Annotated in this window: 25 protein-coding genes; 11 read left to right on the top strand and 14 right to left on the bottom strand. The window is 70.0% G+C overall.

The window, feature by feature from the left end:
* Positions 1 to 45 precede the first annotated feature (45 nt).
* The 3 genes from GON06_RS07180 to fdhD are packed head-to-tail and all read left to right on the top strand — an operon-like array spanning position 46 to position 2,240.
* The gene (locus tag GON06_RS07180) at positions 46 to 411 is read left to right on the top strand and encodes a DUF488 domain-containing protein (protein WP_157311601.1); all 366 of its coding nucleotides are present in this window, start codon (positions 46 to 48) and stop codon (positions 409 to 411) included.
* Entirely contained in the window at positions 408 to 1,355 is a 948-nt protein-coding gene (locus tag GON06_RS07175) for a Dyp-type peroxidase (RefSeq protein WP_157311600.1), read from the top strand. The genes GON06_RS07180 and GON06_RS07175 overlap by 4 nt, the downstream gene beginning before the upstream one ends.
* Before the next feature lie 9 nt (positions 1,356 to 1,364).
* Entirely contained in the window at positions 1,365 to 2,240 is an 876-nt protein-coding gene (fdhD, locus tag GON06_RS07170; protein WP_157311599.1) for a formate dehydrogenase accessory sulfurtransferase FdhD, read from the top strand.
* Here the strand turns inward: fdhD and GON06_RS07165 are convergent.
* Positions 2,204 to 2,827: a LysE family translocator gene (locus GON06_RS07165; protein ID WP_157311598.1), complete on the bottom strand. Its 624-nt coding sequence runs from the start codon at positions 2,825 to 2,827 to the stop codon at positions 2,204 to 2,206. The two genes, fdhD and GON06_RS07165, sit on opposite strands and share 37 nt — an antisense overlap.
* 128 nt (positions 2,828 to 2,955) lie before the next feature.
* Between GON06_RS07165 and GON06_RS07160 the strand changes: the two genes are divergently transcribed.
* Entirely contained in the window at positions 2,956 to 4,794 is a 1,839-nt protein-coding gene (locus tag GON06_RS07160) for an AfsR/SARP family transcriptional regulator (RefSeq protein ID WP_198346637.1), read from the top strand.
* 67 nt (positions 4,795 to 4,861) lie between these two features.
* On the opposite strand, the gene GON06_RS07155 is transcribed toward GON06_RS07160, so the two are convergent.
* Entirely contained in the window at positions 4,862 to 5,158 is a 297-nt protein-coding gene (locus tag GON06_RS07155; RefSeq protein WP_116240918.1) for a Fe-S cluster assembly protein HesB, read from the bottom strand.
* A 207-nt stretch (positions 5,159 to 5,365) separates the two neighbouring features.
* Between GON06_RS07155 and GON06_RS07150 the strand changes: the two genes are divergently transcribed.
* Positions 5,366 to 6,187: an Fpg/Nei family DNA glycosylase gene (locus tag GON06_RS07150; RefSeq protein ID WP_157311596.1), complete on the top strand. Its 822-nt coding sequence runs from the start codon at positions 5,366 to 5,368 to the stop codon at positions 6,185 to 6,187.
* Here GON06_RS07150 and GON06_RS07145 read toward each other — a convergent pair.
* From GON06_RS07145 to GON06_RS07130, 4 genes are read right to left on the bottom strand one after another with little or no spacing between them, the layout of a single operon-like run.
* On the bottom strand, positions 6,166 to 6,666 hold the full coding sequence (locus GON06_RS07145) for a DUF6328 family protein (protein ID WP_157311595.1): 501 nt from the start codon (positions 6,664 to 6,666) through the stop codon (positions 6,166 to 6,168). The genes GON06_RS07150 and GON06_RS07145 overlap by 22 nt on opposite strands.
* The gene (locus GON06_RS07140; protein ID WP_157311594.1) at positions 6,663 to 7,232 is read right to left on the bottom strand and encodes a carboxymuconolactone decarboxylase family protein; all 570 of its coding nucleotides are present in this window, start codon (positions 7,230 to 7,232) and stop codon (positions 6,663 to 6,665) included. The genes GON06_RS07145 and GON06_RS07140 overlap by 4 nt, the downstream gene beginning before the upstream one ends.
* A 53-nt stretch (positions 7,233 to 7,285) precedes the next feature.
* Positions 7,286 to 8,302 (bottom strand): DUF2804 domain-containing protein, encoded by a 1,017-nt coding sequence (locus GON06_RS07135; RefSeq protein WP_157311593.1) that lies wholly within the window; start codon positions 8,300 to 8,302, stop codon positions 7,286 to 7,288.
* Positions 8,299 to 9,537, bottom strand: a complete 1,239-nt coding sequence (locus GON06_RS07130; protein ID WP_157311592.1) for an MFS transporter — start codon at positions 9,535 to 9,537, stop codon at positions 8,299 to 8,301. The genes GON06_RS07135 and GON06_RS07130 overlap by 4 nt, the downstream gene beginning before the upstream one ends.
* A 151-nt stretch (positions 9,538 to 9,688) precedes the next feature.
* Between GON06_RS07130 and GON06_RS07125 the strand changes: the two genes are divergently transcribed.
* Positions 9,689 to 9,844 (top strand): hypothetical protein, encoded by a 156-nt coding sequence (locus GON06_RS07125; RefSeq protein WP_157311591.1) that lies wholly within the window; start codon positions 9,689 to 9,691, stop codon positions 9,842 to 9,844.
* A 14-nt stretch (positions 9,845 to 9,858) separates the two neighbouring features.
* Here GON06_RS07125 and GON06_RS07120 read toward each other — a convergent pair whose 3' ends face one another.
* Positions 9,859 to 11,328: an MDR family MFS transporter gene (locus tag GON06_RS07120; RefSeq protein WP_157311590.1), complete on the bottom strand. Its 1,470-nt coding sequence runs from the start codon at positions 11,326 to 11,328 to the stop codon at positions 9,859 to 9,861.
* Positions 11,329 to 11,490: 162 nt separating this feature from the next.
* Between GON06_RS07120 and GON06_RS07115 the strand changes: the two genes are divergently transcribed.
* Positions 11,491 to 13,377 carry an ABC transporter ATP-binding protein gene (locus GON06_RS07115; protein WP_157311804.1) on the top strand — a complete coding sequence of 629 codons (1,887 nt, stop codon included), beginning with the start codon at positions 11,491 to 11,493 and terminating at the stop codon, positions 13,375 to 13,377.
* A 107-nt stretch (positions 13,378 to 13,484) separates the two neighbouring features.
* On the opposite strand, the gene GON06_RS07110 is transcribed toward GON06_RS07115, so the two are convergent.
* Positions 13,485 to 14,258 (bottom strand): SDR family NAD(P)-dependent oxidoreductase, encoded by a 774-nt coding sequence (locus tag GON06_RS07110; RefSeq protein ID WP_332837249.1) that lies wholly within the window; start codon positions 14,256 to 14,258, stop codon positions 13,485 to 13,487.
* Positions 14,259 to 14,361: 103 nt separating this feature from the next.
* A complete protein-coding gene (locus GON06_RS07105) occupies positions 14,362 to 15,303 on the bottom strand; it encodes a glycosyltransferase family 2 protein (RefSeq protein ID WP_332837248.1) in 942 nt (313 codons plus the stop codon).
* 75 nt (positions 15,304 to 15,378) lie between these two features.
* On the opposite strand from GON06_RS07105, the gene GON06_RS07100 reads away from it, so the two are divergent.
* Positions 15,379 to 16,380, top strand: coding sequence for a squalene cyclase (locus GON06_RS07100; RefSeq protein ID WP_157311589.1), 1,002 nt, complete (start codon positions 15,379 to 15,381; stop codon positions 16,378 to 16,380).
* A gap of 31 nt (positions 16,381 to 16,411) precedes the next feature.
* Here the strand turns inward: GON06_RS07100 and GON06_RS07095 are convergent, their stop codons facing one another.
* The 5 genes from GON06_RS07095 to GON06_RS07075 all read right to left on the bottom strand — a co-directional run bounded on the left by GON06_RS07095 (position 16,412) and on the right by GON06_RS07075 (position 22,096).
* Complete coding sequence (locus GON06_RS07095) at positions 16,412 to 17,611, bottom strand: cysteine desulfurase family protein (RefSeq protein ID WP_332837247.1); 1,200 nt, start codon at positions 17,609 to 17,611, stop codon at positions 16,412 to 16,414.
* A 1-nt stretch (position 17,612) separates the two neighbouring features.
* Positions 17,613 to 18,464, bottom strand: coding sequence for a carboxylating nicotinate-nucleotide diphosphorylase (gene nadC / locus GON06_RS07090; RefSeq protein WP_157311588.1), 852 nt, complete (start codon positions 18,462 to 18,464; stop codon positions 17,613 to 17,615).
* Positions 18,461 to 20,104: an L-aspartate oxidase gene (locus GON06_RS07085; RefSeq protein WP_157311587.1), complete on the bottom strand. Its 1,644-nt coding sequence runs from the start codon at positions 20,102 to 20,104 to the stop codon at positions 18,461 to 18,463. Before GON06_RS07085 ends, nadC begins: the two co-directional genes overlap by 4 nt.
* The gene (gene nadA, locus GON06_RS07080) at positions 20,101 to 21,411 is read right to left on the bottom strand and encodes a quinolinate synthase NadA (RefSeq protein WP_157311586.1); all 1,311 of its coding nucleotides are present in this window, start codon (positions 21,409 to 21,411) and stop codon (positions 20,101 to 20,103) included. The genes GON06_RS07085 and nadA overlap by 4 nt, the downstream gene beginning before the upstream one ends.
* A 112-nt stretch (positions 21,412 to 21,523) precedes the next feature.
* Positions 21,524 to 22,096: an NUDIX hydrolase gene (locus GON06_RS07075; protein WP_157311802.1), complete on the bottom strand. Its 573-nt coding sequence runs from the start codon at positions 22,094 to 22,096 to the stop codon at positions 21,524 to 21,526.
* Between the two features lie 260 nt (positions 22,097 to 22,356).
* Between GON06_RS07075 and GON06_RS07070 the strand changes: the two genes are divergently transcribed.
* The 3 genes from GON06_RS07070 to GON06_RS07060 all read left to right on the top strand — a co-directional run bounded on the left by GON06_RS07070 (position 22,357) and on the right by GON06_RS07060 (position 25,653).
* Positions 22,357 to 23,697, top strand: coding sequence for an extracellular solute-binding protein (locus GON06_RS07070; protein WP_157311585.1), 1,341 nt, complete (start codon positions 22,357 to 22,359; stop codon positions 23,695 to 23,697).
* A 79-nt stretch (positions 23,698 to 23,776) separates the two neighbouring features.
* Positions 23,777 to 24,730, top strand: coding sequence for a carbohydrate ABC transporter permease (locus GON06_RS07065; protein WP_157311584.1), 954 nt, complete (start codon positions 23,777 to 23,779; stop codon positions 24,728 to 24,730).
* Positions 24,727 to 25,653: a carbohydrate ABC transporter permease gene (locus GON06_RS07060; protein ID WP_378736932.1), complete on the top strand. Its 927-nt coding sequence runs from the start codon at positions 24,727 to 24,729 to the stop codon at positions 25,651 to 25,653. Before GON06_RS07065 ends, GON06_RS07060 begins: the two co-directional genes overlap by 4 nt.
* Positions 25,654 to 25,720: the final 67 nt, after the last annotated feature.

Below are 25,720 nucleotides of genomic sequence, written 5' to 3'. Positions count from 1 at the left end.
AGGTCGTGACGGAGTGGCACACTGTGGAGGGGACGAGGAGGCGCGATGACGGTGAAGGTGCAGGTGCGGCGGATCTACGACGACCCGGAACCCACGGACGGCAAGCGGGTGCTGGTCGATCGGCTCTGGCCCCGCGGGATCAGCAAGGAGCGCGCAGAGCTCGACGACTGGTGCAAGGACGTCGCGCCTTCGACCGAGCTGCGCAAATGGTACGCGCACGATCCTGCGAAGTTCGAGGAGTTCGCGAGGCGCTACCGCACCGAGCTCGACGACCCGGAGCACGCGGAGGCGCTGGCATCGCTGCGCGCGCTCGCCGCGGAGGGGACGCTCACACTGCTGACGGCCTCGAAGCGTGACGACATCAGTGAGGCGACCGTGCTGCAGCAGGTGCTCGACGGGGCCGAGGCATGAGCGGCGGACCTCAGCAGATCGATGCACCGCTGAGCAGGGCGACGGTGTTCCTCGTGCTCACCGTGACGGACGGCGACGGTGCGATGGACACCGTCCGCGACGCCGTCACGGGCATCGACGATCTGCTCAAGACCGTCGGTTTCCGCGATCCCTCGGCGCTGCTGTCCTGCACGGTCGGGATCGGCAGTGACATCTGGGCGCAGTTGACCGGTCGGCCGCATCCGGCGGAATTGCATCCGTTCCGCGAGATCAGGGGCGAGAAGCACACCGCCGTCGCCACGCCGGGCGATCTGCTGTTCCACATCCGCGCCGACCGCGCCGACCTGTGCGTCGAGTTCGAGCGCCTGCTGCTCGACCAGCTGGGCGACGCGGTCCGCGCCGTCGACGAGGTGTCCGGCTTCCGCTACTTCGACGCCCGCGATCTGCTCGGCTTCATCGACGGCACCGCCAATCCGGTCGGTCCCGGCCTGCCGGAGTCGACGCTGATCGGCGACGAGGATCCGGCGTACCGCGGTGGCAGTTATGTGGTCGTGCAGAAGTACACGCATCCGCTGTCGCTCTGGCAGGCGCTGAGCACCGAGCAGCAGGAGGCGATCATGGGTCGGCGCAAGGCCGACAACGTCGAGCTGCCGGATGCCGCGGCCGACGCCCAGAAGGCGCACAAGACCCTCGCCACGATCGAGGACGAGGACGGAGAGCACGACATCCTGCGGGACAACATGCCGTTCGCGCGCCCGGCGCACGGCGAGTACGGCACTTACTTCATCGGGTACACCCGCCGGCTGTGGGTGCTGGAGCGGATGCTGGAGCGCATGTTCATCGGCGATCCGCCCGGGCTGCACGACAGACTGCTCGATTTCTCGACCCCGCTCACCGGAACGACGTTCTTCGCGCCGTCGGCGGAGCTGCTCGCCGCTCTGGGCGACGATCCGGCGCAGGGGTAGCCTCGGACGATGGGACGGATCACCACGAGACGCTCGGTGCTGAGGGTCGCGCTGGACACGGGGACGCGGCGTCGTGCCGACACGCTCGCCGTCGAGGAGCCGCTCGAGATCCGCGTCGCCGGTGCACCACTCGCCGTCACCATGCGCACCCCTGGGCACGATGTGGAGCTCGCCGCGGGGTTCCTCGTGTCGGAGGGGATCATCGCCCAAGGCTCCGAGTTCCGCTCGGCGATCCACTGCGGCGGGCCGGGCACCGGCGGTGCGGAGAACACCTACAACGTGCTCGACGTCGCGCTGGCGCCCTGGATCACCCCGCCGTCGGGGGAACAGGCCCGCGCGTTCTACACGACGAGCTCCTGCGGGGTGTGCGGCAAGGCCAGCATCGATCAGATCGCGACGATGTCGCGCTACGACGTGGCATCCGACGACGCGGCCGTAGACGCCGAGACGCTCGCCGCCCTCCCCGATCTGCTGCGCGCGCAGCAGGAGGCATTCGACAAGACCGGCGGGCTGCACGCCGCCGCGCTCTTCGACGCCGCGACCGGTGAGATGCTGGTGCTCCGCGAGGACGTCGGGCGGCACAACGCCGTCGACAAGGTGATCGGCTGGGCGGTGCTGAACGACCGGCTGCCGCTGAGCGGCACGGTGCTGCAGGTCTCCGGCCGGGCGAGCTTCGAGCTCGCGCAGAAGGCCGTGATGGCCGGCATCCCGATCCTCGCCGCCGTGTCGGCACCGTCCTCGCTCGCCGCGGAGCTCGCCGAGGAGCGCGGTCTGACCCTGGTCGGGTTCCTGCGCGAGCGGACGATGAACGTGTACTCGCATCCGGCACGCGTGCGGGTGGACGAGCCTCACACCACCAGCACGACGACCGCCAGCACGAGGTAGATCCCCGCGGTCACGAACGCGAGCCGGTTCCGGATGCTGGCGGAGCCGCGCAGACGCACGGTCAGTCGTCCGGCGAGCACCGCATAGGTGCTGTAACACGTCACGGCGATGAGCATGTACAGCAGTCCCAGCACTCCCAGCTGCAGCGCGGAGGGCCCGCGCTCGGGGCGGACGAACTGCGGCAGGAAGGCGATGAAGAACAGCGCCGTCTTCGGGTTGAGGACATCGACCAGGAGCCCGTCCAGGAACAGGCGCCCGCGCTGCGGGACCGCGATCGTGCCGTCGTCATGCTGCTCGGCGCTTCGTGCCCGGAGCGTGTGCACGGCGAGCCAGGCAAGGTATCCGGCCCCGGCCCAGCCGACGATCTCCAGCCCCATGGGCACGAGCGCGATCAGCGCCGCGACCCCCGCCGCGGCCATCCCGGTGTGCACGACCACGCCCGTGCCCAGCCCCATCATCGAGAACAGTCCGGCCGCCGTACCGTGCTGCGCGCTGCGCGCGACGACATAGGCGACGGACGGTCCTGGGACCCCGGCGATCAGCAATGACGTGCCGGCGAACGCCAGCAGCATCTCCACACTCGGCATACGACCCATCCCCCCGGTACCGGTGGTGCATCCCCCGATGCCGACCTATGATGATGGCTTCCGGTTTCACGGCACTTTCCGTCCCCTTGCAGCGGGATGTGCCGGGAGACCTGCTTTCGGGGGGAAGCGTGAGATTCGAGACCCTCGGTCCATTGCGCGTCGACTGCGACGGGGCCGATGTCACACCACCGGGACGGGTACAGCGACTCGTGCTGGCGACGCTCCTGCTGCGCGTGAACAGGTCCGTTCCTGTCGATGCGCTCGCCGACGGCGTGTGGCCGGACAGTCCCGCGGGGCGGGCGCAGTCGCGCCTGCAGCTGGCCGTGCACCGCATTCGCGGACGTCTCGACGACCCGGCGCGGCTCACTCTGGAACCGGGCGGCTATCGGCTGCAGGTCGCGGAGGACGAGTCGGATGTCGCCGCGTTCGATCGGCTCACCGCGCGCCTGCGCGGCGAGCGGATGCCGCCGGACGAGGTCGTGCAGGTCACCTCACAGGCGCTCGGGCTGTGGCGGGGCGAACCGCTGGAGGATGTCGCTGAACTCGGCGACGCCGCGGAGGTGCTGCGCTGGAGCGACCGTCGGCGTTGGGTCATCCAGCTCTGGTGCGAGGCGCAACTGCTGTGCGGGCGGAACGCCGAGGTGATCGATCGCGCGGCGACGGATCTCGACCGTGAGCCGCTGCACGAGCCGTTCGCCGCCCTGCTCATGCGCGCGCTGTACGCGGCCGGCCGCCCTGCGGACGCGCTCGCCGTCTACGAGCGCACCCGCGTGGCACTGCGCGACGAGCTGGGTCTGGACCCGGGTCCCGCGCTCCGGAAGGCGCAGGCGCAGGCGCTCGGAGATGGGCCGGTGGACGTCGTACTGGCCGCACCCGCCGAACTGCCGCCACAGGTGCCGCTCGTCGGGCGACAGGAGCTGATCGGCCTGATCGGGGAGCCCGGCCCGTCGGCGCCACGCGTGGTCACGGGGATGGCGGGTGTCGGCAAGACCGCGCTGGCGATCGCGTGGGCCCACCGGCACTGCGCGGCGTTCCCTGACGGTCAGCTCTTCATCGACCTGCGCGGGTACAGCGACGACGCACCGGTGGCAGCGGAGGACGCGCTGGCATCCCTTCTGGCCTCCCTCGGCTACCTGCCGGAGCGGATACCCTCCGATCTCCACGCCCGCGCTGCACTCTGGCGCAGCCTCGCCGCCGCCCGACGGATGCTGGTGCTGCTCGACAACGCCCGCGAGACCGAGCAGGTGCGACCGCTGCTCGTCGGCAGCGGCGCGAGCACCGTCATCATCACCAGCAGGAACGCGCTGCCCGGTCTGGTGGCGCGCGACGGCGCGCGTGTGGTTCCCGTGCCGCCGCTGACACCGACGGACGCCGTCTCGCTGCTCCGAGAGCTGATCGGCCCGATCCCCGTCGAGGACGGCGATGCGGTGCGCGAGCTGGCACGGGTGTGCGGCGAGCTGCCACTGGCGCTGCGGATCGCCGCTCAGCGGATCGCCGAGCAGGACGGACGGGGCCCGGCGGAACTTCTCGCCGAGCTGTGCGACGAGCGCGACCGTCTCGACCTGCTCGACGCCGACGACGGCCCCACGACCGACATCCGTGCGGAGCTCTCCTGGTCGTACGCCGCGCTGAAGCCCGAGGCCGCCCAGGTCTTCCGGATGCTGGGACTGCTGCCCCGCACCGAGATCGACCTCTCTGCGCTCGCCGCGCTCTGCGATCTGCCGGAGCGCGTGGTGCGCCGCCACGCGGAGGCGCTCGTCAGGCTGCACCTCGCGCATCGCTCCGAGGCGGGGCTGTACTCGCAGGACGACCTGCTGCGGGCCTACGCGGCGGAGTGCGCGGCCGAGCACGACGGGCCGGGCGCATCCGCCGCTGCGCGGGCGCGCCTGCTGTCGTTCCACGCCCTCGGCCGGGCCGGGGCGAGGGCGGACATCGCGTGGGGAGCGCGCGGCGGGACCCTGCTCTGACGGGCCTGTGGCACGGACGCACGGAACCGCCGCCTCCGCGAAGGGGGCGGCGGTTCCGGTGATACGTTCAGGCCGGCTGCGGCAGGAGGGTGAAGGACACCGCTCCCTGCTCGTCGACCCCGGCATCGAGCACCTTGTCGGTGAGTGCCTCGGAGGCCTCGTGCTCGAGGAACACGCGGGTACCCTCCGAGTCGACGATGTCGTCGCCGGGTTCCGGCGCCGGCGCGACCGACACCATGAAACGGGGCTCCTCGGTCGTGCCGGATTCTGTGGGGTGGATGCGCAGACCGGCTCCGGGATCGGTGGTCTGGCGGGTGACGAGGGTCGTCACGATCGTGCTGGCGTTCTCGGTCAGGGTGAGCATGGCGCTCTCCTTCCGGTTGGCGTCACCGCACCGTCCGGCGCGGTGTCCCGGCCACGTTTCCGCACTCGGCCCGCATCCTCAACCGCACAGCGCGGACTCTGACGAGATTCACACCGGAGGGCGGAGGCAGCGCGTACGATGCCCGCGATCCGCCCGTTCCGCACCGACGTCTGTCGGCCGTCGGAACCGGATGGCAGGATGGGCCGCATGCCCGAATCCCCCGAGGTGCAGGCCCTGGCAGAACAGCTCGACGAGCGGATGGCCGGCCACGCGATCGCGTCGGTCGACGCCGTCGAACGACGGATCGTGAAGACCAGGGATCGGCCGCCTTCATCCGTCGTCGGTGCGCGCATCGACGGCGTGCGGCGCTTCGGCAAGTACCTCGGGTTCGACCTGGGCGGGCAGTGGCTGGTGCTGAGTTTCGGTCGGAACGGCTGGATCCGCTGGCGACCAGGTGGTACGCCGGATCCGGATGCCGCCGGTTACGCCGTCGCCGCGGTCAGGCTCGACGACGGCGCGCTGATGGAGATCGCGGAGACCGGGGACTTCCTCGCCGTCGCGGTCTGGGTGGTGGACGCACCGGAGGATGTCGCGGGGATCGCCGACCTCGGCCCCGACCCGATCTCCCCGGACTTCGCGCCGGCCGATCTCGAACGCGCGATGGGGACCAGGAGGAAGCAGATCAAGGCGCTGCTGCAGGAGCAGCGCTCTGTCGCCGGCATCGGCAACGCGTACTCGGACGAGATCCTGCACCGGGCTCGGCTGTCGCCGACGGTGCATGCCGTGGCGCTCACGGTGGAGGAGAGAGTGCGGCTGTACCAGGCGACCGTCGACATCATGCGCGGCGCGGTCGCCGACCGCCGGGGAGTGCCCGCCGACAGCCTCAAGCGCACCAAGGTCGCCGCGATGGCCGTGCATGGCAGAGCGGGGGAGTCCTGCCCGGTGTGCGGCGACACCATCGTCGATCACACGTTCGGCGGCGCCTCGGCACAGCTCTGCCCGACGTGTCAGCCGTCGCGGGCGTCCTGATTCGGAGGGTCGCCCTTCAGCTTCATCGGCAGCGCGACCCAGAGGACGAGCACGACGATCACGCCGATGATCGCCGCCACGACCGCGACGGTCCGGTTCAGCGTGACATCGAGGATCAGCGCCGTCACTCCGACGGTGACCGCGCCGATGACGACGAGGTCGGCCTTGACCAGGCGGTTGGCGACCCGCACGAGCTCCGGCTTCCGGTGCTTCTGGAAGAGCAGTCGGTGCAGGCCCACCGGCGCCAGGGCCAGCACGGTCGCCGTCGCCGCGCCCACGACGAGGGCGACGTACAGCGTGCGCTGCACCTCGTCGAGTTCGGAGAACCGCGGCTGGAAGGCGACGGCGAGCAGGAACCCGGTCAGGATCTGCGTACCGGTCTGCATAACGCGAAGCTCCTGCATGAGCTCGTCCCAGTTGCGATCGGCGCGATGCTCCGGGGTCTCGTCGCGGCCGGGAGCGGGGCCGCCCGCCGTCATCGCGCGGCTCGCAGCGCCGTTGCGATCGCCGGGTCGAGTCCCGGCACCTCGTCGGTCGGCACGGCCAGGGCGAGCAGGGCCCGGCTGAAGTAGTTCCGCGCTGCGGCCGCCAGAGTGATGTCGACGATCTGGCGATCGATGAAGCCGGCATCGCGCAGAGCCTGCGTGTCGGCATCCGTCATCGACGCGGGGTCGGTCGAAAGTCGTTCGGCGTACCGGATCACGGCCTGCTCCGCCTCGGAGAACCCGCTGTCGTCGCCGTGGGCGAAGTCGGTGAGGCCGGACTCGTCCACCACCCCGGCGCGCAGCGCCTTGCGACCGTGAGCGAGCAGGCAGTGCGGCGAGCCGATCGCCCGGGCTGCGCCGAGCGTCGCCGCCTCGTAGACGCCGATGCCGATCGAGGGCACGACGGCGCGGATCAGCGCCTCGAAGGCCGTGTACGCCTCGGGGTTCGTGGCCATCGCCGCGGTGTGCCCGAAGACGAAGCCGTCGGAGTCGATGTCGCCCGCATACATCTCGGCCACTTTGCCGGTTGCGCCCTCGGCGGCGGGAGGAGTGATGATCATGCCCGGCACGGTACTCGTGGTGGGCGGCGAACGGAAGGGTCTGGACGGGCGACTCACCAGCGGTTGTGGACGTCCTCCGCCCAGCCCGTGATCCCGGCGACCGGGATCCATTCGCCGGCGTCGGTGCGCACCCGCCCTTCGTAGTGCCCGAAGCACTGATGGGTCACCGAACCGACCAGCACCAGTTGCGTCCTGGCAGCACGTACGTGGAACGACGTGAACCTCAGCTCCATGCGGTCGCCTGTGACCCGCCACGGTGCGGACCAGTCCTCGGGATCGAAGTCCCACTCCAGCGCTCCCGCCACCTTGTGCACCCGGCCGTCGAGGGTGAACGCGTTCTGCGAGACGCCGTGCCGCACCGCGAGCGGACCGCCGCCGCCCAGCTGCAGGCCGATGCGCCGCCCGTCGGTCATCCCTGCGCCGGCGCCCCAGTTCCAGTGAGTGCGATAGGGCAGGCGGCCGCGCAGGTGGTCGAGCACCGCCCAGGACGCCCCGGCCGGGACCTCGTGCACGATCCCGTCCACGGTGATCGTGCCGTGGGCCGGCCGGTCGACGTCTTTGACGGTGAACTCCGCCAGGAAGGGACTGAACGGCGCGGCGGTGCCCATCGCCTCGTGCTCGGGTGGGCGGGTCGCGACGATGTCGACCTGCACGCGCGGGGAGCGGGCCACCAGGAGCGTGCCGTCGGCGTCGTCCGCGAACTCCAGCGATACCCGGCGCCCGTTCGATGTCGCCGAGCCGCGCCCGATCGTGCCCGGCAGCTGCACGCCGCGCGACAGCGCGCCGATCTCGAAGACGTCGATCTCCTCTTTCGTGGCCCTGTCGAGCAGCCACACCTGGCGCACGTTCGCATAGTCCAGCGCGCCGATCGTCATCGCGATGATGTGCGTCGGCGTCGTGACCGCCCAGTACTCCCAGCGCTTGGTGCGTCCCCATCCCCGCGGGCTCCTGCCCACGGCATCCGTGTCGATCAGCGGAGTGCGCGTCCAGCCGATCGCATCCGGGTTCTGCAGCCCCTGCGCAGTGAGCAGCGCGACCGGCGCGACGATCTCTCGGTCGACGGCGGTCATCGCACACTCCGGATGGGGATCACGGTGAGGGCGCCGAGCACGGCGAAGACCATGCCGGCGACGAACACTGCCGTGTACCCGCCGCTGAGCAGGATCAGCACGCCCACCAGCGCCGGCGTGAAAGCCTGCGGCAGCGCGGTCGCGATGTTCAGGATGCCGAGGTCCTTCGCCGCCTGGTCGGCCGCCGGGAGCACCTCGTTCATCAGCGCGGTGTCGACGCTCATGTAGATGCCGTAGCCGACGCCGAACACGGCGGCCAGGGCGAACATGCCGCCGACCGACGGCGCGAGCAGGGGGATCACGAGAGAGACGGCCATGATGACGGACGCCAGGAGGACGAATGCCTTCCGTCGCCCCGTGCGATCCGAGAGCCTGCCGACGAAGTAGGTCGTCAGCAGGGCTCCGACGAGCATCACCGCGGTGATCGGCGTGCTCATCGCCGTGGATTCGGAGTTCGAGAGCCCGACGTAGTCGCGCAGGATGTACAACAGGTATGACTGCACGCTCTGGTAGGCGAGGATCAGGAAGAACCGGCCGGCGAACGCCCACCAGAAGTCGGGGAACCGCTTCGGGTCGACCCAGAAACTCGCGAGGAACGATCGCCAGGAGAAGGGCTCGCGCTCCAGGTCGCGTGAGGAGAAGTCGCGGTTGAACACGACGAACAGCAGGCACACGATCATGAATCCCACGCCGAACGCGGCGTAGCCGATCCCGATGCTGTTCACCGCGATGCCGGCCAGCGCCACGCCTGCGCCCATCCCCACGAAGATGCCGAGCGCCACCACGGCGCTCGCGACGCCGAGGCGCTCCTTCACGAAGTGGTCGGGGACGACGGCCGAGCCGACGGTGGCCACCGAGTTCACGCACAGCATCATCAGCACCCAGTACAGGCAGAGCACCCAGATGCTGGTGGCCCCGGCGAGCAGCACGGTGAACAGCGCGCCCGTGGCGCCGCCCACGATGATCCACGGTGCGCGTCGTCCGAGTCTGCTACGGGTGCGATCGGAGAGTGCGCCGATCAGCGGATGGATGATGATGGTCGCGATCGACGACGCCGTCATCACGATCGCGAGATTCGCGACTTTGTTCTCCTCATCGATCGCCGCGACCTGGTCGGGCACCAGGATGACGATGAATCCGGCATAGACCGTCAGGATCGCGGCGTTCAGCAGGAACAGCCACGTCAGCAGCCGGGTCTGCCGGACGACGCGGATTCCGGGAGCAACGGTGCTCACGGGACTCCTTTCGAGGCGCGCCATCGCGCCGGGACGGATGCCGCGCAAGGGCGTTCCGCGGCGGGTTCGGGTCATCTCACTGTATTGCGTGACGTGCCGTTGCGGAACGGCTTTCGGAGCCCCTATCCGCGGGCAGGCGTACCATCGAGGGATGACCACGCACGGCAGCACCACGGAATCCGCGCACGAGCAGCAGTCGCCGCTCGCGCCGCTGACGCTCATCGGCGCCGCGGATCCCTCCGCGGGCCTGTGCGTCGACGGCTACTGCGTCCTCCCCGGCGCGAAGCGCGAAGAGGACGCAGAGTAGCCGTCAGCGTCTGATCAGTGCCCGCCGTGAGCGGGTGCGTCGGTGCCGTCGTCCTCCGGCTTGCGGATCAGGAACGCACCGATGATCGTGACCGTCGCGATGACCGCGGCGATCGTGAACGCCACCCGTGATCCGGCCGCGACGGCCGCAGGCTCGGCGGGACCGCCGTTCACCGCGGCGACGGCGGTGAAGATGGCCATCATCACCGCGATGCCCGCCGCTCCCGCGACCTGCTGCACGGTGCCGATCACCGCGCTGCCGTAGGAGTAGAACTTCGGCGACAGCGAGGCGAGCGACGCCGTGAACAGCGGAGTGAACGACAGCGCGAGGCCGATCGAGAGCAGCGTCTGCGCGATGGCCACCACCCACACCGAGGTGCCGGTGCCGAGGGTCGTGTAGAACCACAGCATTGCGGAGGCGAGGATCGACCCGGGGATCAGCAGGATGCGGGTGCCGTGCGCGTCGTAGATGCGCCCGATCACCGGACCGAGCAGACCCATCGCGAGAGCGCCGGGAAGCATCACCAGACCGGCATCCGTCGGTGCGATCTCGAGGCCGTCCTGCAGGAACAGCGGGATGACCGTGATCGCGCCGAAGAACGCGAGCGAGAGCAGGAACATCTGCGCCATCGACAGCGAGAAGCCGCGGGAGGTGAAGATGCGCAGGTCGAGCAGGGCGTCGTCCTCGCGCTGCAGCACGACCTGACGGCGCAGGAACAGCCCGAGTCCGACCACGCCGACAGCCAGCGAGATCGCCAACGGCGCCCAGCTGACGCCAGAGCCGAGTCCGCCGATCTGGCTGAGGCCGAACACGAGGCCGCCGAAGCCGAACGCCGAGAGCACGACGGAGAGGACGTCGATCGGCGCGTGGGTGGTCTCGCCGACGTTCGTCAGCCAGCGCCAACCGATGAAGAGGGCGACCAGTGCGATCGGCAGCACGACGACGAAGATCGAGCGCCACGAGAAGTGGTCCAGCAGGAAGCCGGACAGCGTCGGCCCGATCGCCGGAGCCAGCGACATCACGACGCTCACCCGACCCATCATCCGGCCGCGGGAGGCGGCCGGGACCAGGTTCATCAGGGTCGTCATCAGCAGCGGCATCATGATCGCGGTGCCGGACGCCTGCACGATGCGCGCGCCCAGCAGCATCGGGAAGCCGATGGCGAGTGCGGCCAGCAGCGTGCCGATCGAGAACAGCGTCAGCGCCCCGATGAACATCTGCCGCGTGGTGAAACGGCGCAGCAGGAAGCCCGTGGTCGGGATGATGACGGCCATCGTCAGCATGAACGCGCTGGTGACCCACTGCGCGGCCAGCGGTGAGATGCGCAGATCCGTGATGAGGTGCGGGATCGCCATGTTCATCGTGGTCTCGTTGAGGATCGCGACGAAGGCGGCGGTGAGCAGCACCCAGATGACCGCCATGTCCTTGCGCGGGATCACCTCGTTCGAGGCGGTGGGCACGGAGCCGGTGTCGACAGCAGACATGAGGTTCCTCCGTGAAGGCGCAAAGAGATGGATGCGGAAAGCTGAACACCTCCGCGAGAGTTGTTCAGCGTAACGGATGCCGGCGACATTCCATTCCCTTCACGGCGACATCCGCCTGAACCGGTTCCCCGTCGCGGCCGGCAGTACGCTGATCCGATGAGCATGCGCGGTGGTGGTGGAGGCGGTCGCGGTGGCGGATTCCGCGGTGTCGACGTCGAGGCGCAACGCCGGCTGAACGCCGAGGCGCCGAAGATCGAAGGCCTCGGCAGGCGCGTCGTCACGCTGTTCGCGCCCTATCGCTGGCGCATCCTGATCACCGGCATCCTCGTCGTGCTGCTCGCCGCGATCGGTGTGATCCCGCCGCTGCTCGTGCAGCGCATCTTCGACGACGCGCTGTTCCCCGCAGACGCCGGCGGACCGGTGATCCCGCTGCTCACCTGGCTGGTGGCGGCGATGATCGGCCTGTACCTGCTGTCTGCCGCGCTCGGCGTGGTGCAGACCTGGCTGACATCGACCGTGGGGAACGCCGTGACCGGCGACCTGCGCGTGCGCCTCTTCGACCACCTGCAGGCGATGGAACTCGGCTTCTTCACGCGCACCAAGACCGGCGTCATCCAGTCGCGACTGCAGAACGACGTCGGCGGCGTGGCCGGCGTGCTGACGAACACCGTCAGCAGCATCCTGGGCAACACCGTCACCGTGGTCGCCTCGCTGGTCGCGATGCTGATCATCGATGTGCGTCTGACGATCATCGCGATCATCGTGATGCCGATCCTCGTCATCATCCAGCGCCGGGTCGGGCAGGTGCGGGCGCGGATCGCCGGGCAGACCCAGGAGTCGCTGTCCGAGCTCACCAGCATCACGCAGGAGACGCTCAGCGTGTCCGGCATCCTGCTGTCGAAGTCGTTCAATCGGCAGCGCACCGAGTCGGAGCGCTACCAGGACGAGAACCGCAACCAGGTGCGGCTGCAGGTGCGCCAGGCGATGAGCGGCCAGCGGTTCTTCGCCGTCGTGCAGGTGCTGATGTCGTCGATCCCCGCGGTGATCTACCTCGTGGCGGGGCTCTTCGTCGCCGGCGGCAGCGGCGACATCACGGCCGGCGCGATCGTCGCGTTCACCACGGTGCAGGCCCGGCTGCTGATGCCGCTGATGGGCCTGATGCGCGTGGCGCTGGACGTGCAGACGTCGAAGGCGCTTTTCGCCCGCATCTTCGAGTACCTCGACATGGTGCCGCAGATCCAGGATGCTCCGGACGCGATCGACGCGGCGGACGCGCCCGGCCCGCGCGGACGGATCGTGTTCGACGACGTCGTGTTCCGCTACCCGGATGCCTCGGCCGAGGCGCGGCCCACGCTCGACGGCGTCTCGTTCACCGCCGAGCCCGGCACCCACGTCGCGTTCGTCGGGCCGAGCGGCGCGGGCAAGACGACGATCCTCTACCTCGCGCCGAGACTGTACGAGGTCTCCGGCGGAGCCGTGCGCTTCGCGGGGGAGGACGTACGCCGGCTGCGCCAGGAGTCGATCATCGACGACATCGGCATCGTGTCTCAGGAGACCTACCTGTTCCACGCGACGATCCGCGAGAACCTCAGCTACGCCAAGCCCGGCGCCACGGACGCCGAGATCGAGGCGGCCTGCCGCGCCGCGAACATCCACCACGTCATCAGTGGCTTCGAGCACGGCTACGACACGGTCGTGGGGGAGCGCGGCTACCGGCTCTCCGGTGGCGAGAAGCAGCGCATCGCGATCGCGCGCGTGCTGCTGAAGGACCCGCCCGTGCTGCTGCTCGACGAGGCGACCTCCGCGCTCGACACGGTGTCGGAGCGCGTCGTGCAGGAGGCACTGGACGCCGCGGCCCGGGGGCGCACCACTCTGACCATCGCGCATCGGCTCTCGACCGTGGTCGGCGCCGACGTCATCCACGTGGTCGAGGCGGGGCGGATCGTCGAGTCCGGCACGCACGCGGAACTGCTCGCCCGCGGCGGGCTCTACGCCTCCCTGGCGGCGGAGCAGCTCTCGACCGCGACCCGAGGGCTCGAAGAGGCCTGAGCGCCGCCGCGGGCATCGTCGGCGCCACGCACAGATCGACCCCCGGTATGCCCGGAGCGGATCGGACGGGGGAAGAGCGGGGGACGGACGCTGCGCCCTCGATCCGGTCAGTGCACCGAAAGTCCGCCGTCGACGAACAGGTGCTGTCCGGTGACGTAACCGGAGGACGACGATGCCAGGAACACGGCGGCACCGGCGAAGTCCTCCGGCAGGCCGTTGCGGCCGATCACCGTGCGGGCGGCGAGTTCGGCGACCTTCGCCGGATCCTGCTGCAGCCGCGCATTCAGCGGGGTGAGCACGAACCCGGGGACAAGCGCGTTGCTGGTCACTCCGGTGCCGCCCCAGGCCTCGGCTTCGGAGCGCACGAGCGACTCCACGGCCCCCTTCGAGACGCCGTACACGCCGCTCTGCACGAAAGCGCGATGCGCCTGCTGTGAGCTGATGTGGATGAGCCGGCCGAAGCCGCGCTCGGCCATGCCCGGGGCGAAGCGCTGGCCGAGCAGGAACGGCGCGAGCGCGTTCACGGTCATCGTGACGTCCCAGTCGTCCTGGGTGATCTCGGCGAAGGGCGGGCGGATGTTGATGCCCGCCGAGTGCACGACGATGTCGGGCTGGCCGAAAGGACCGGAGGCGGCGTCGGCGACGGCGCTGATTCCCTCGCGGGTGCTCAGATCGCCGGGAAGGCCTGCAGCGCGGCATCCGCTCTCGGTGAGCTCGCGAACAGTCTCAGCGACCCGCTCCTCGCCGCGCGCCACGATCACGACGGCTGCGCCGGCACGCGCGAGCGCGGTCGCGATGCCGCGGCCGATGCCGGACGAGCCGCCGGTGACGAGCGCGGTGCGTCCGGCGAGCGAGAAGAGGTCGGCGAGGTAGGAGTTCACCCGATCACGGTATCGGCTGTTCGCCCGTGCCCGGCTTCGGATGTCGCGGGCGACACTCTGCGCGATCCGTCAGCGTCGCCGGCGTGCCCTCCGCAGTGCGGGGTCACCAGTGCAGCGCCTCGGACAGCCCGGGGTCGGGGGAGGCCTGCGCGAACTCCGGCAGGGTGCGCAGCGTCGCGACGAACGCGTCGAGCTCGGCCCGGTAGCCCGGGTCGGGATGCGTGGCCGCTATGTGCGTCAGCGGAGGGACGTCCATGGCCAGGATGAGGTCGAGGCGGGCGACGACCGCGGCGGATGCCTCTGCGTCCTGCAGCACCCGGATGCCGCCGAGCAGAGCCGCGAGGTAGTCGCGCAGCACCGGCAGGCGATCCTTGCCCTGCGTGATCGAGGTGCCGTCCGCCCGCAGCCGCCAGTGCACGAGCACGTCGGGGACGACGTCGAAGGCGCGCGCCTCGACGTGCATCTGCTGGGCGACGATCTGGTCCTCGTAGGCGACCCCGACAGGGAAGCGGCGGTCGTCCCAGAAGCCGGTGCGGCTCACCTTCGACCAGGCGACGATGTTCGCGGATGCCGCGGGGTGGGCGTGGATCGTGGTGGACAGCCGCTCCGGATCGGTGGCGGCCGTTGTCCAGGGCTGCACGCGTCCGGGGCGGTAGTGGCCGTCTGCGAGGCGGAAGCGCACGTAGGCGCCGGCGGCGAAGTCGCTGCCCGTCTCGGTGAGCGTCGCGGTCATCCGCGCCAGTGCGCCGGGGGTGAGCTCGTCGTCGCCGTCGAGGAAGCCGAGGAAGGGCGTGTCGACGAGGTCGAGGCCGGCGTTGCGCGCGGCGCCGAGACCGCGGGTCGCGTCGTGCCGGACGAGCGTGAAGCGCGGATCGGATGCCGCGGCGGCGGCGAACACGTCGCCCGTGGCATCGACCGACCCGTCGTCGACGAGGATCGCGCGCCAGCGCGGCTCCGTCTGCGCACGGAGCGACTCGAGCGCCGCCGGCGCGTACGCCGCGATGTCTCGACCGGGCACGATCATGGTCACGAGCGCTTCGGGCACCCGCCGATTCTATCCGCGGGCCGCAGGTCCCCGGCGGGGTTCCGGATGTCGGCGGCGCGGCGTAGCCTGCCGCACATGTCTTCACTGACGAAGGAAAAGATCGATTGGCTGCTCGATTCCGACCCGTCGCTGCGATGGCAGGTCGAGCGTGATCTGCTCGGCGTCGGCGAGGACGTCTGGCAACGCACCAGGGCCAGGATCGCCACCGAGGGGTACGGCGCGACGATCCTCGCGCACCAGGATCCTGACGGGCAGTGGGCCGGCGGGGCGTACTTCCCGTCGAGGGAGCGCGACTACACAGGCCAGGGCATCGTCGAGCGCGACGAGGAGGGCCAGCCGTGGATCGCGACCACGTGGGCCCTGAAAGACCTGCGCGATCTGGGCCTGGACGCCGCCGTGCTCGAGGGCACCGCGCAGAAGCTCGCGGCGAACAGCACCTGGGAGTACGAGGACCTGCCCTACTGGCACGGCGAGGTCGATGTCTGCATCAACGGCTTCACGCTCGCCAGCGGTGCCTGGCTCGGAGCCGATGTCTCGCGCCTGGTCGCCTGGTTCCCCGAGCACCGGCTCGAGGACGGCGGCTGGAACTGCGAGGCGGAGGAGGGCGACTCGGTGCGTTCGTCATTCCATTCGACGCTCAATGCGCTCGTCGAGATGCTCAACTATCAGCGCATCACCGGCGATCTCGCGCTGCAGCAGACGCGTCGGGCGGGGGAGGAGTACCTGCTCGAACGCGGGCTGATGCGGCGATTGACCACCGGCGAAGTCGTCGGGCCGTGGGTCACGGACTTCATCGCACCGAGCCGATGGCAGTACAGCGCCCTCGCCGCGCTCGACCACTTCCGCGCGGCATCCGTGCTGGAGGGCACGGCTCCCGATCCGAGACTCGCCGAGGCCGTCGAGGTCGTGCGCGCCGCGCGGCAGCCCGACGGCACCTGGGTGCAGGGCGGGGTGCCGGGTGGAGCGATCTGGGTGGACGTCGACGTGCCGCAGGGCGAGCCCTCGAAATGGCTCACCCTGATCGGCTCCCGCGTGCTCGACTGGTGGGATGAGTCACGCCCCGGTCGCGGATCCTGAGCGAGGAGCGCAGCGACGAGACGAAGGGCGCTCAACGACCGGATGCAGCTGCGGCCGACTCCGCGACGAGGGCCGCGAGTGCGTCCGGCTGCTCCAGCGGCACCCTTCCGAACGTGAACCGCACTGACGTCTGAGCGACGACAGGGTCGATGCCGCAGGCAAGCAGCACGTGCGATGGCTCGTCGCTGCCGGCGGCGCAGGCGGATCCGCTCGACGAGACAACGCCCCGGCGCTCCAGCTCGAGCAGCACCGATTCGCCGCTGACGCCGGCGAAGGTGAAGCTCGCCACTCCGGGCAGACGGTGAATGGGATCCCCGGTGAGAGCCGCCTGCGGCACGAGCCGCAGCACCGCGGTGATGAACATCGCCGTCCGCTCGCGAACGACATCGGCGGCGTCCCCGCGCTCCGCCTCCGCGAGTTCCAGCGCCGTCGCGAGTCCGACTGCCGCGGCGACGTTCTCGGTGCCGGAGCGCCGTCCTCGCTCCTGGCCGCCGCCGTGCAGCAGCGGTTCCAACGGCACCCGCCCGCGCACGGCGAGCGCCCCGATGCCTTTCGGCGCTCCGAGCTTGTGCCCCGCGATCGAGATCGCGTCGGCGCCGAGACCGGCGAGCTCCAGCCATCCCGCGGACTGCACGGCATCAACGTGCAGAGGCACGCGCCTTTCAGATGGCGGACGATCCTGCACTCGGCGGTCGGTGTCGCCGCGGGGCGCCCGCCGTCCGCCATCCGCTCCGCCACCTGCAAGCAGCGCCGCGATCTCCGCGACATCCTGCACCGTCCCGATCTCGTTATTGGCGTGCCCGATCGACACCAGTGCGGTGTCCGGCCGCAGCGCCGCGGCTACAGCATCCGGCTCGACACGGCCGCTCGCCGAGACGGGCAGGAACGTGACCTCGACACCGTGGAAACGCTGCAGGTAGCCGGCGGACTCCAGGATCGACTCGTGCTCGATCGGTGTCGTGATCAGGTGGCGCCGGCCGGAGGCCAGCACGATCCCCTTCACCGCGAGGTTGTTCGCCTCGGTGCCGCCCGAGGTGAAGACGACGTCGCCGGGGCGCATGCCGAGTACGGCGGCCACCCGTCTCCTCGCGTCCTCCAGGGCGAGGGACGCGGCCTCACCGACGGTGTGGTGGCTGGACGGGTTGCCGAACACCCCGCCGAGATACGGCGCCATCGCCTCGAGCACTTCGCGGCGCACCGGCGAGGTCGCGGCATGATCGGCGTAGAACACGTCAGGAGATCCTGATGTCGAGTCCCAGATCCACCGCGCGCGCGGAGTGCGTGAGCGCGCCGACCGAGATCACCTGCACGCCCGATTCCGCGATCGCGCGGACCGTGTCGAGGTTCACCCCTCCGGATGCCTCTGCGACAGCACGTCCGCCGATCAGCGCGACGGCCTCGCGCAGCTGCGCCGGGGTTAAGTTGTCCAGCAGCACGGTGTCGGCGCCTCCGTCGAGCACGGCCTCGATCTGATCGATGCGGTCCACCTCGACCACGACGTGCGTGGTGTGCGGCAGTCGCTCACGCGCAGCCCGAAGGCCTGACACCAGATCACCGCCGTCGCGGGTGAGCAGGGCGAGGTGGTTGTCCTTGGCCATCACGGCGTCCGAGAGGGAGTGCCGGTGGTTGTGTCCGCCGCCGCTGACCACGGCGTGGCGCTCGAACGCGCGCAGGCCGGGGGTGGTCTTGCGGGTGTCTGCGATGCGCGCGCCGGTGCCGGCGACCTCGTCGACGTACGCGGCCGTGAGCGTGGCGACACCGCTCAACCGCTGCGTGAAGTTCAGCGCGACGCGCTCCGCGGTGAGGATTCCGCGGGCCGGGCCGGTCACCGTCGCCAGGACGTCCCCGGCCTCGAAGCGATCGCCGTCGGCGACGTGCAGATCCACCGTGATCGCCGGGTCGGTGAGGGCGAACGCCGTGGCGAACACCGCGCCGCCGGCGAGGACGCCGGGCTCGCGGGCGACGAGGTCGGCGACAGCTGCGGCATCCGCCGGGATCAGCGACGTGCTGGTGAGATCGCCCCACGGGGCGTCCTCCTCGAGGGCGGCGGAGACGACGCGCGTGAGGGTGGCGGGGGTGATCATCGGGCTCCGATCAGGGCGGGTTCGAGGAAGTGCGCGCCCACGGAGACGGGGCGTGCGAGCGCTGCGGCCGCCGTGGCCTCGGCGACGAGAAGCAGGTTCGCGTCCTCGTGCTCGGCGACGGTGATCGGCGGATGCTGCCGCTCCCGCCAGGCGCGGACGGTGCCGAGCGCGTGGGCGAGGCCCTCGGTCGTGCGCAGCAGCCCGACCTCGTCCCACATCAGCCGCTGCAGTGCGGCGCGGGTGAAGGGCTCCTCCGCGTCGCAGAACTCGTCGCTCTGCACGGTCGGGGACGACGGAATCTGCGTCCCGGAGGTCCATGGGCGACCCAGCGCCTCCACCGCCCGCGCGGCGAACACCGCGCCCTCGAGCAGCGAGTTGGACGCCAGGCGGTTCGCTCCGTGCACGCCGGTGCGCGCGACCTCGCCCACCGCGAACAGGCCGGGGACTGATGTGCGCCCGTCGACGTCGGTGGCGATGCCGCCCATCAGGTAGTGCTCCGCGGGCGTCACCGGGATCGGCTCGTGCGCCCAGTCCAGGCCGCGCTCGCGGACGACCCTGTCGATCGTCGGGAAGCGCTCCGCCAGCCGTGCGGCGCCCAGCGCGGTGGCGTCCAGTCGCACCGGTGCACCATCGGCGGCCTGCTGCCGCGCGATCGCCCTCGCGACGACGTCGCGCGGCGCGAGCTCGCCGTCGGGGTGCGCGTCGAACGCGAAGCGCCGGCCTGCCGCATCCCGCAGCACGGCCCCCTCGCCGCGCACGGCCTCCGAGATGAGGAACGGGGCGCCGACGGCGAGCATCGTCGGGTGGAACTGCACGAACTCCAGATCGGCGACCGCGGCACCGGCGCGCAGTGCCGCCGCGATCCCGTCGCCGGTCGCACCGGCCGGGTTGGTCGTGTGCGCGTACAGCTGCCCGGCTGCGCCGGTCGCCAGGATCACGGCATCCGCCCGCAGTACACGTGGCACCTGGCGGACCGTTCTGCGAGCGGCGGCGGATTGCGCGGCGTGTCGTCCGCCATCCGCGAGATCGTCCGCCACCTGCGGACCGACCAGGATTCGGATGCCGCGGCAGGCGCCGTCCTCGACCACGAGGTCCGTCAGGAACGCGTGCTCGACGATCTCGATCCCACGTTGCACTTGGCGGACCGTTCTGCGTGCGGCGGCGGATTGCGCGGCGTGTCGTCCGCCATCCGCAAGGTCGTCCGCCGTCCGCGAGGTCGCCTGACGCACCTGCGCGACCAGAGCAGCGGAGATCGCGGCGCCCGTGGCGTCGCCGCCGGCGTGCGCGATGCGCGGATGCGAGTGCACGGCCTCCTGCCCTCGTGCCAGCGCTCCGTCCGGTGTGCGGTCGAAGACGACGCCGCGCGCGGCGAGCTCGGCGATGCGCACGGCGGCATCGGCGACCAGCACGTCCACGGCGACCGGATCGGAGAGGCCGGCGCCCGCGGTGTGGGTGTCCGCCGCGTGCTCGGCCGCCGAGTCGCCCGGACCGTACACGCCGGCGATGCCGCCCTGCGCGAGCGGAGTGCTGCCGCCGCCGAGCGCGTCCTTCACGACCAGAGTCACCGCGTGCCCGGCTTCGTGCGCGTGCAGCGCCGCGGTCAGACCCGCGATGCCGCTGCCCACGACCACGACGTTCATGCGCTCGCCGCCTCCGGCTTCGCCGCGAGCATCCGCTCCAGGGCGACCCGTGCGGGCTCGGCGACATCGGCCGCCACCGAGATGCGGTTCACGGTGCGTCCGGCGACGAGCTCCTCGAGCACCCAGGCGAGGTAGCCGGGATGGATGCGGTACATCGTCGAGCACGGGCAGACGACGGGATCGAGGCAGAAGATCTCGTGCTGCGGATGCTGCGCGGCGAGGCGCCGCACCAGGTTGATCTCGGTGCCGATCGCGAAGGTCGTGGGCTCGGTCGCCTCCTCGATCGCCCGGCGGATGTACGCAGTGGAGCCGGCCTCGTCCGCGGCGTCGACGACCTCCATCGGGCACTCCGGGTGCACGATCACGCGCACGCCGGGGTGCTCGATCCGGGCCTGCTCGATCTGTGCGGTCGTGAAGCGGCGGTGCACGGAGCAGAACCCGTGCCACAGCAGCACCCGGGCGTCCTCCAGCTCCGCGGGCGTCGATCCGCCGAGTGCCTTCCGCGGGTTCCAGAGCGGCATCCGCTCCAGCGGCACGCCCATCGCCTTCGCGGTGTTGCGGCCCAGATGCTGATCGGGGAAGAACAGCACTCGGCGCCCGCGGGCGAACGCCCACTCCAGCACCGTCTTCGCGTTCGACGACGTGCATACGATGCCGCCGTGTCTGCCCACGAAGCCCTTGATCGCAGCGGAGGAGTTCATGTACGTCACGGGCACGACGGGGACGAGTCCGTCGGCGTCCTGCTCGTCGAGCGGACCGTAGATGTCGGCGAGCTGCTCCCAGCAGTCCTCGACCTGGTCGATGTCGGCCATGTCGGCCATCGAGCAGCCGGCGGCGAGGTTCGGCAGGATGACGGCCTGATCGGGGCTGGAGAGCAGATCGGCGGTCTCGGCCATGAAGTGCACGCCGCAGAACACGATCGCCTCGGCCTCGGGGCGGTCGAGCGCCGCCTGCGCGAGCTGGAACGAGTCGCCCACGTAGTCGGCGTGACGCACCACCTCCTCGCGCTGATAGAAGTGACCCAGCACGACCACGCGGTCGCCGAGTGTCTGCTTCGCGGCGCGGATGCGGTCCTCGAGCTCATCCTCTGACGCGTCGCGGTACGCCGCCGGCAGTGCGCCCTGGTGCGGAGCCCCTGTGGGGATGACGTCGCCCATCGACGAGCCGGGTCCGTACCCCGGGCGGGTGTCGAAGTCCCAGGGCCCTGCGGCGAGGTCGGTCGTGCAGGTCTCCTCGGTGGAGACGCCGGTGACGATCAGCTGCAGCGCGTGGTCGACGGAGGGGTCGAGAAGGGGGAGCGATGACATGAGAACCTTCTGGTCGCTGTGACACTTACTGTGCGAGAACAGATTATGTCGGTCTGACCAGAAGTGCAATCGGTGTGACGCCAGCGAACCGGCGACCGGGGCGTATCCGGTGTCAGGCGTCGGGGTTGCGGCGGAACAGGCGCGCGGGGCGGTGCTTGCCGGTGCGGAACGACTCCGTGGGCACGAGTTCGTCCGTTCCCTCCAGCAGGCGGCGGAAGTTGGAGGGGTCGAGGCGGCGCCCCAGCACCGCCTCGTAGACCTCTCGCAGCTCGGACAGCGTGAACTCGTCCGGCAGCAGGCCCGCAGCGATCCGGCTGTAGCCGACCTTGTTGCGCAGTCGCCACAGGGCGTATTCGGCGATGCGGTTGTGGTCGAACGCGAGGGTCGGCAGGTCGTCGACGTCGAACCACTCGACGTTCTCGGGGGCGTCGGCCGACGAGCGCTGGGCATCGACGAGGTCCGAGCGCAGCAGTGCCCAGTACACGATCGAGACGACACGGGACGGCGAGCGGTCGACCTCGCCGAACGTGTACAGCTGTTCGAGGTAGCTCGGCATCAGCGCGGTCGTCTCCGCCAGGGTCCGGGAGGCGGCGGTGTCGAGGTCCTCGGCGGGGTCGAGCCACCCTCCGGGGAGTGCCCACATGCCCAGATACGGGTCGCGCGTGCGGCGCACCAGCGGGAGCATCAGGCGATCGCCGTCCGGTGCCGAGCGCAGCGAGAAGATCACGGTGGAGACGGCGACGCGGATGGCGTCGTCCTCGGTGCTTCTGGGGCTCACGCCTCGAGCCTATGCGGTGCGCGCACGCGGCCCGTGAGCCTTCCGAATCCGAAACGTTATCTCTCACGGCCGATCTGCCTTTGACACGCCGTCGGAGTTTGTTAGGTTACTGTCCTAACAAAACCTCCACCCATCTCTGCAGTGCAGCACCGAGAGGAAACACAGGAATGATCCGAAACGGCAAGCGCAGCCTCGCGCTCACCGCGCTCGCGGGGGCCTCGGTCCTCGCGATCGCCCTGACCGGCTGCTCGACCAACGGCGACAGCAGCGCCGGAGCCGCGGCCAGCGGCTTCGACACGAAGGGCGCGAAGAACCAGGACATCACCTTCTGGGTCATGGGTGGAGACACCCCCCAGGAGGCCCGCGACTACCTGGTCAAGGAGTACAAGGCGGCCACCGGCGGCGAGCTGACCATCCAGCAGCAGGACTGGACCGACGCGCTCACCAAGCTGACCAACCAGCTGCCCGACGCGAAGAACACCCCCGACGTCACCGAGATCGGCAACACCTGGTCGCCGACCTTCACCACCGCCGGCGCCTTCGCCGACCTGAGCGGCATCTACCAGGACCTCGGCGGTGACGACCTGCTGAAGTCGTTCGTCGACGTCGGCACGGTCGACGGCAAGCAGTACGCGCTGCCCTACTACTTCGGCTCGCGGTACATCACCTACCGCAAGGACATCTGGGAGGCCGCGGGCCTCGAGGTCCCCTCCACCCTGGACGAGTTCAACGCCGACGTCGCCAAGCTGAAGACGGCCGGTCAGTCCGGCTTCTACATCGGCGGCCAGGACTGGCGCAACGGTGTCTCCTGGGTCTTCGCGAACGGCGGAGAGCTGGCGGAGAAGGACGGCGACAAGTGGGTCTCCACGCTGTCCAGCGAGAAGACGCAGGTCGGTCTGAAGCAGTTCCAGGAGCTGTTCAAGAACGCGTCGAACGCTCCGGCCACCGAGGACGACTCCACCCCGTGGGTGAACATCAACAACGACAAGGACGGCGCCGCCCCCACCGCGGCGACGATCATCGCGCCGGGCTGGGCGCACTGGTCGGTCGGCGATTACAAGGGTGACGACGACAAGGGCAACGAGAAGCGCGAGTGGAACGACGCCACCTTCGGCGTGTTCCCGCTTCCGGGCGTCGAGGCCGGCACCGTGGCGCCGGTCTTCGCGGGTGGCTCGAACATCGCCATCTCCGCGAAGAGCACCAAGCAAGCCGGTGCCAAGGAGCTGATGCGGATCATCTTCTCCGAGGACTACCAGACGCTGCTCGCCAAGAACGGCCTCGGCCCGGCGAACACCAAGTACGTCGCGCAGCTGGGCACCGACCAGTTCGCCAAGGCGCTGGTCGACTCGGCGCTGGGCTCCAAGCTGACCCCGGCCGCTCCGGGCTGGGCCGCGGTCGAGGGCCAGAAGATCCTCGAGGAGTTCTTCGGCAAGATCGCCGAGGGCGGCGACACCGCCTCCCTGGCAAAGGAATACGACAGCAAGATCAACGGCATCATCAACGGCTGATGCCTCTCGCGGGGGTCGGGCAGTGTCCGGCCCCCGCACCGTCGTCATCTCCCCTTCCAGAGACGGGTTTCGCGATTCCATGACATCCACTGCAGTCCCCACGCAGGCGCCCCCGAAGCAGGCGCCCCCGGCGCCTGAGCGCCGCAAGAACTGGGCGCCCTATGCACTCATCACCGGCGCAGTGCTCGTGCTCCTGCTCGGCATGGGGTATCCGGTCGGGTGGCAGATCGTCACCTCGTTCCAGAAGTACGGCGCCCTGCAGCAGCTCGGCGGCAAGGCTCCCGACTTCGTCTGGTTCGACAACTACATCGCCATCGCGCAGAACCCCACGTTCTGGGAGGTCACCTTCCGGTCGGTGCTGTTCTGCCTGGTCACCGCCTTCATCACCGTCGTGGTCGGCGTGCTGATGGCGCTGCTGATGACCAAGGTCCCCGCCGCGTTCCGGTTCATCCTGCAGATCGCCCTGCTGCTGGCGTGGGCCATGCCCGTCATCGCCGCCATGACCGTGTGGATCTGGCTCTTCGATCGACGCAAGGGCGTGATCAACTACCTGATCAACCTCATCCCCGGCGTCGACATCGGAAACTTCAACTGGATCGGCACGACGCCGCTGCTGTTCTTCATCGTCGCGTCGATCATCATCACCTGGATGTCGGTCCCCTTCGTGGCGTTCTCCGCCTACGCCGGCCTCACCCAGGTCTCCGGCGAGGTCCTCGAGGCCGCGCAGCTCGACGGCGCCGGAGCCTTCCAGCGGTTCCGGCACATCATGTACCCGGTGCTCAAACCCGTGATCGCGATCGTGCTGCTGCTGAACCTCATCTGGGATCTGCGCGTGTTCGCGCAGATCACCCTGCTGCAGGACGCCGGCCCCAAGTCGACCGACTACGACCTGCTCGGCACCTACATCTACAAGACCGGCGTGGCCGGCATGGACTTCGGCGGGGGAGCGGCCATGTCGATCTTCGTCCTCGCCATCACGATCGCGCTGAGCTGGTTCTACGTGCGCAGCCTCATCAAGGAGGAGACCCAGTGACCACCGCAGCAGACACCGCTGTCGTCGCCGAACGACTCGAGAGCGCCTACCCCGCCGAAGACGCCGCACCCGCGGACCGCATCCCGCGCAAGCGCCGTCGGTTCCGGGCATCCACCTGGCTGCTCAGCGCGCTCGCGCTGGTGCTCGCCGTCGCGTGGGCCTTCCCCGTGTACTGGATGATCAACTCGTCCATGCTCTCGGCGGCGACCCTGGAGTCGAGGACCCCGACGTTCCTCCCGATAGGAGGCACGTTCAACAATTTCCAGAACGTGCTGACCCCGGCGTTCTTCTCGGCCCTGGGGGTGAGCGTCTCGGTCACGCTGCTCTCCGTGGCGGTCTGCCTGGTCTTCGCGTTCCTGGCGGCCATCGCGATCAGCCGGTTCAAGTTCAAAGGTCGCGTCACGTTCATCGTGACGATCCTCCTCATCCAGATGCTGCCTGCCGAGGGCCTGTTCATCGCGCAGTACAAGATGATGTCCAGCCTCGGTCTGCTCAGCAATGTGCTGGGGCTCAGCATCCTGTATGTCGCGGCCGTCGTGCCGTTCACGATCTGGATGCTGCGCGGCTTCGTCGCCGGGGTGCCGGCAGAGCTCGAGGAAGCCGCGATGATCGACGGCCTGAGCCGCACACAGGCGTTCATCCGCATCACCTTCCCGCTGCTCGCTCCGGGGCTGGTGGCGACCGGCGTGTTCGCCTTCCTGCAGTGCTGGAACGAGTTCACCGTCGCGTTGGTGATCATGGAGAACAACCGCACCCTGCCGCTCTGGCTGCGTGGCTTCGTGCAACAGAGCCAGACCGAGGCGATCAACTGGGGGCAGGTGATGGCGGCGTCCGCCATCGTCGCGATCCCCGTGATCATCTTCTTCGTGATCGTCCAGGGCCGCATGACGAGCGGCCTCGTGGCGGGTGCCGTCAAGGGCTGACGCCCGTCTCAGAGTCCTCGTCGTGCCCTGGCGGGTTCCACCGGGGTTCTGGGGCCGAGTCCGAAAC

This window comes from Microbacterium sp. MAH-37 (genome assembly GCF_009758255.1).
Taxonomy (GTDB): Bacteria; Actinomycetota; Actinomycetes; order Actinomycetales; family Microbacteriaceae; genus Microbacterium.
This window is presented reverse-complemented; position numbering and strand designations above follow the sequence as displayed.

Excerpts from the sequence above, each read along its gene's own strand:
- GON06_RS07125 (WP_157311591.1), top strand. The coding sequence starts at position 9,689 with ATGACCACGCACGGCAGCACCACGGAATCCGCGCACGAGCAGCAGTCG.
- GON06_RS07180 (WP_157311601.1), top strand. The coding sequence starts at position 46 with ATGACGGTGAAGGTGCAGGTGCGGCGGATCTACGACGACCCGGAACCC.
- GON06_RS07150 (WP_157311596.1), top strand. The coding sequence starts at position 5,366 with ATGCCCGAATCCCCCGAGGTGCAGGCCCTGGCAGAACAGCTCGACGAG.
- GON06_RS07120 (WP_157311590.1), bottom strand. The coding sequence starts at position 11,328 with ATGTCTGCTGTCGACACCGGCTCCGTGCCCACCGCCTCGAACGAGGTG.
- nadC (WP_157311588.1), bottom strand. The coding sequence starts at position 18,464 with ATGATCACCCCCGCCACCCTCACGCGCGTCGTCTCCGCCGCCCTCGAG.
- GON06_RS07135 (WP_157311593.1), bottom strand. The coding sequence starts at position 8,302 with ATGACCGCCGTCGACCGAGAGATCGTCGCGCCGGTCGCGCTGCTCACT.
- GON06_RS07085 (WP_157311587.1), bottom strand. The coding sequence starts at position 20,104 with ATGAACGTCGTGGTCGTGGGCAGCGGCATCGCGGGTCTGACCGCGGCG.
- GON06_RS07145 (WP_157311595.1), bottom strand. The coding sequence starts at position 6,666 with ATGACGGCGGGCGGCCCCGCTCCCGGCCGCGACGAGACCCCGGAGCAT.
- GON06_RS07075 (WP_157311802.1), bottom strand. The coding sequence starts at position 22,096 with ATGCTCCCGCTGGTGCGCCGCACGCGCGACCCGTATCTGGGCATGTGG.
- GON06_RS07175 (WP_157311600.1), top strand. The coding sequence starts at position 408 with ATGAGCGGCGGACCTCAGCAGATCGATGCACCGCTGAGCAGGGCGACG.
- GON06_RS07165 (WP_157311598.1), bottom strand. The coding sequence starts at position 2,827 with ATGCCGAGTGTGGAGATGCTGCTGGCGTTCGCCGGCACGTCATTGCTG.
- GON06_RS07115 (WP_157311804.1), top strand. The coding sequence starts at position 11,491 with ATGCGCGGTGGTGGTGGAGGCGGTCGCGGTGGCGGATTCCGCGGTGTC.
- nadA (WP_157311586.1), bottom strand. The coding sequence starts at position 21,411 with ATGTCATCGCTCCCCCTTCTCGACCCCTCCGTCGACCACGCGCTGCAG.
- GON06_RS07155 (WP_116240918.1), bottom strand. The coding sequence starts at position 5,158 with ATGCTCACCCTGACCGAGAACGCCAGCACGATCGTGACGACCCTCGTC.
- GON06_RS07070 (WP_157311585.1), top strand. The coding sequence starts at position 22,357 with ATGATCCGAAACGGCAAGCGCAGCCTCGCGCTCACCGCGCTCGCGGGG.
- fdhD (WP_157311599.1), top strand. The coding sequence starts at position 1,365 with ATGGGACGGATCACCACGAGACGCTCGGTGCTGAGGGTCGCGCTGGAC.
- GON06_RS07140 (WP_157311594.1), bottom strand. The coding sequence starts at position 7,232 with ATGATCATCACTCCTCCCGCCGCCGAGGGCGCAACCGGCAAAGTGGCC.
- GON06_RS07065 (WP_157311584.1), top strand. The coding sequence starts at position 23,777 with ATGACATCCACTGCAGTCCCCACGCAGGCGCCCCCGAAGCAGGCGCCC.
- GON06_RS07100 (WP_157311589.1), top strand. The coding sequence starts at position 15,379 with ATGTCTTCACTGACGAAGGAAAAGATCGATTGGCTGCTCGATTCCGAC.